The 4,049-nt window shown below is 63.9% G+C and carries 4 protein-coding genes; all 4 read right to left on the bottom strand.

The window, feature by feature from the left end:
• A partial coding sequence (locus QZ213_RS25610; RefSeq protein WP_291688856.1) for an outer membrane protein occupies positions 1 to 807 on the bottom strand: 807 nt, incomplete at its 3' end.
• 217 nt (positions 808 to 1,024) lie between these two features.
• Complete coding sequence (hemA, locus tag QZ213_RS25605) at positions 1,025 to 2,254, bottom strand: 5-aminolevulinate synthase (RefSeq protein WP_291688855.1); 1,230 nt, start codon at positions 2,252 to 2,254, stop codon at positions 1,025 to 1,027.
• Between the two features lie 82 nt (positions 2,255 to 2,336).
• Complete coding sequence (locus QZ213_RS25600; protein WP_291688854.1) at positions 2,337 to 2,819, bottom strand: cytochrome c-type biogenesis protein; 483 nt, start codon at positions 2,817 to 2,819, stop codon at positions 2,337 to 2,339.
• Between the two features lie 77 nt (positions 2,820 to 2,896).
• On the bottom strand, positions 2,897 to 4,049 hold a 1,153-nt coding region (locus tag QZ213_RS25595), incomplete at its 5' end, for a cytochrome c-type biogenesis CcmF C-terminal domain-containing protein (RefSeq protein WP_291688853.1).

Genomic DNA, 4,049 nt, shown 5'->3' with positions numbered 1-4,049 from the left:
GTATCGTGCCACAACCGCGCCTGGGCCGCCGAACTTGTAGTTCAGGCCCACACGCACAATGTTGTCGGTGAATTTGGTATTGAACGAGTATGCGAGCGCCGTGGTTGTGCGGACGACCGTGGTCGTGTTGGTTGCAGAGCTGCCGCCAACGCTGCCGAGATCCATGTAGAGGTATTCGAACTTGACCGACCAGTTGCTGCCAAGGGCCGACTCGACGCCCGCACCGACCGTCCAGCCAGCATTCACGTGGGACCAGGTGCCGATGTCCAGCGGCAAGGTCGATGAGGAACCAGTGAAGCTACCGTAGGCCAGACCGCCGGTCGCATACAGCAAGATACGCTCAGCCGGAAGGAAGCCAACGCGACCGCGCCCGGTGCCGAACCAGTCCAGCTTGTAATCCCTGGTAAACACGAATCCCGCGGGACACGCACCCGTACAAACGTCGCCCGAGCCGCGCTCGTTGCTGAACTGGATGTCGCCTTCGAGGCCGAACACCCATGCCCCCTGCTGCCAGTTGTAACCCAACTGTCCGCCACCGATGAAGCCGTTGACGTCGGCGCGACCGCTCAATGGAAGCGTGGGCAGCGTGGTCACGACGCCGGCGGTCGTCGACGTTCCCGTGACGTTGCCGTTGGTGGTGCCGCGACCAAAGCTGTAGCCGAGGTTGGTGCCGATATAAAACCCGGTCCAATCATAGACCGCCGCTACCGCAGGCGCTTTCGTATAGACCGGAAGATCCGCCGCAGACGCGCTCGTCGCAACAAGCAGTGAGGCGAAGGCCGCGCTTGCGATCAAGGTTCGTTTCATGATTTCGCCCTTCAAATATCGGTAGAATTGATGGCAACTTCTTTTGCCGGAACTTTAGACTTCTGCGACAGGCAAACCTGTCCCATTTGGGCAACAGTCAAAATTATTCACGTTTTCGAGAGCTATCCCTTACCTTGGTAGCGCTAACGGCGTTCGCGATCGGCCGACCGAAGGCGGCGCCGCCGGCCTGCGCGCGGCCCTGGCCGAGGCGCAGGACCTATTCCGCGGCGAGGACCTGCGACTGGCGCGGCAGCATCAATTGATCCCAGACATCCACCAAGGCTTCGGCGAGGCGATCGATCAACGCATCGTCGTGATAGGGCGACGGTGTGATCCGCAGCCGCTCCAGGCCGCGCGGCACCGTCGGGTAATTGATCGGCTGGATATAGATGCCGTAATCCGACAGCAGCAGGTCGCACGCCATCTTGCATTTCTCGGGATCGCCGACATGCAGCGGGACGATATGCGTATCGCTTGGCATCACCGGCAGGCGCGCGGCATTGAGCACGGACTTCAGGCGGGCAGCACGGTCCTGATGCCGATCGCGTTCCCACTGCGACGACTTGAGGTGCCGGATGGCGGCGGTGGCCGCCGCGCAAACCGCCGGCGGCAGCGCCGTGGTGAAGATGAACCCGGGCGCGTAGGAGCGCACGGCATCGATCAGGTTGGCGTTCGCCGCGATATAGCCGCCGAGGCAGCCGAACGCTTTTGCAAGCGTGCCTTCGAGGATATCGATGCGCGCCGTGGCGCCGTCCCGTTCGGAGATTCCGCCGCCATGCGGCCCGTACATGCCGACGGCGTGCACCTCGTCGACATAGGTCAATGCGCCGTAGCGCTCGGCGAGGTCGCAGATCTTGTGCAGCGGCGCGACGTCGCCGTCCATCGAGTACAGGCTTTCGCACAGGATCAGTTTCGGCCGGTCAGGGTCGGCGGCGCGCAGTAACTGCTCGAGATGCGCGACGTCGTTGTGGCGCCACACCTGCTTTTCGGTGCCGGATTTGCGCACGCCCTCGATCATCGAATTGTGGTTGAGCGCGTCGGAGAGCAGCAGGCAATTGGGTAGCAGTTTCGCGATGGTGGAAATGCCGGTCTCGTTCGAGACGTAACCCGATGTAAAGACCAGGGAGGCTTCCTTGCCATGCAGCGTCGCGAGTTCGCGCTCGAGCTCGATCAGGGGATGATTGGTGCCGGCGATATTGCGCGTGCCGCCTGCCCCGGTGCCCATCCGCGCGGCGGTTTCGACCATCGCCCCCACCACTTTGGGGTGCTGGGCCATCCCGAGGTAATCGTTCGAGCACCAGATCACCACGTCACGCGGCCCCTCCGGCGAATGCCAGATCGCATGCGGGTACCGGCCCGCCAGCCGTTCGAGATCGGCGAAAACCCGGTAGCGCCGCTCGTCGTGAAGCTGGCCCAAAGCGCGATCGAAAAAGACGTTGTAGTCCATGATGCCCCCTCGATGTAGGTTGGTACTTTAGAGCCGAGATCCGGAATCACCGCCTTGATCCAGATCAGGAAATCAGGTCCGCCTAGGCGCCGTCCATTTGCGACTCGATGGCGTTTAGCTTCAGCCGCTCGCTTTCGCTGAGCGCAGCAATCTCGGGAAGTGCAGGCCCGGCCGGCCGCCGCAGAACCGAGAAGCCAATCGCCAACAGGCCGATGACCAATATCGTCAACGGCGCGCCCCACAGGATCGCCGTGTGCCAGCTCATCCGGGGCCTCAGCAGGACAAACTCGCCATAGCGCGCCACCATGTAGTCGACGACCTGGGAGTCGCTGTCGCCCGCCTTGAGCCGCTCGCGCACCAAGAGGCGCAGATCGCGGGCCAGCGGCGCTTCGGAATCGTCGATCGACTGGTTCTGACAGACCATGCAGCGCAGGTCGTGCGAGATCGCGCGGGCGCGCGCCTCAAGCTGCGCATCGGGAAGAAGTTCGTCCACCTGAACGGCACGTAGCGGCGTCGCGCCGAAAAGCGCCAGCGCCAGCAGAAGAAACCGAACCGTCCAGATCATTCGACGTCCTTAAACCCGGGCCCAAAACCGCGTTCGAACCGGTCGCGGCCCGATTACCCCGCCCGGGGGTGAGAAATTCATTCCGCGGGCTGCGCCACGATCTTCGCCGCCGGCTTCGGCGCGCCGATCCGCAACCTGCGGTCCGACAACGACAGCGCACCGCCGAAGGCCATCACCAGCGCCCCAAGCCAGATCAAGAGCACAAACGGCTTGTGATAGAGCCGCAGCGCGATCGAACCGTCGGCATTGCTGTCGCCGAGCGAGAGATAGAGCTGGCTGACGCCGCGGGTCAGCAGCGCCGCCTCGGTGGTCGACATGCCCTCGCGCGACGGAAACACCCGTTTTGACGGCTCCATGACGCCGATCACCGTGCCGCCCTTGCGTACGGTGAAGTGGGCGGCGGTCTCGCGATAATTCGAACCGTCGCGGCTTACCATGCCATCGAAGGTCAGGTCGTAGCCGCTGATGGAAACGGTCTGCGCCGGCTTCAGCGCGATGATGCGCTCACTGCCCCAGGTGCTCGCGCAGACAATTCCGATCAGCGTGATGCCGAGCGCAAAATGCGCCACCGCCGTTCCCCAGGCCGAGCGGGGGAGTCCAGCCGCGCGCCGCCCTATCTTTTCGATCGACAGGCTGCGCAGATCGACGCGTTCGGCGATGTCGGTGAGCGCTCCGGCCATGACGAACAGGCCAAGACCGATGCCGAACGGCGCAAGCACGGCCTTGGTGCCGGCGAACGCGAAGGTCGCGGCGAGCCCGACCATCGCGACCGCGCACGCCGCAAGCAGCCGCTGCGCGACCCCGTAGAGATCGCCGCGCTTCCATGCCAGCAGGGGCCCGAACGGCACCGCAATCAACAGCGGGATGAACAGCGGCCCGAAGGTCAGATTAAAGAACGGCGCACCGACCGATATCTTGTCCCCGGTGAGCGCCTCGAGCACCAGCGGATAAAGCGTGCCGACGAAAACGGTCGCGCAAGCGGTCGCCAGAAACAAATTGTTGAACACCAGCGCGCTTTCCCGCGAGATCGGGGCGAACAGGCCGCCCTGTTTGAGCAGCGGCGCGCGCCAGGCGAACAGCGCGAGGCTGCCGCCGATGAACACCATCAGGATCACCAGGATGAACAGGCCCCGCGCCGGATCGTTGGAGAAGGTGTGAACCGACGTCAACACCCCCGAGCGCACCAGGAACGTGCCGATCAGCGACAGCGAGAAGGTGAGGATCGCCAGC

Origin of the sequence: Bradyrhizobium sp. (assembly GCF_017881085.1) — a bacterium.
Classification (GTDB): domain Bacteria; phylum Pseudomonadota; class Alphaproteobacteria; order Rhizobiales; family Xanthobacteraceae; genus Bradyrhizobium.
Note: the sequence above shows the minus strand (reverse complement) of the source record. Positions and strands in the feature narration are given on the sequence as shown.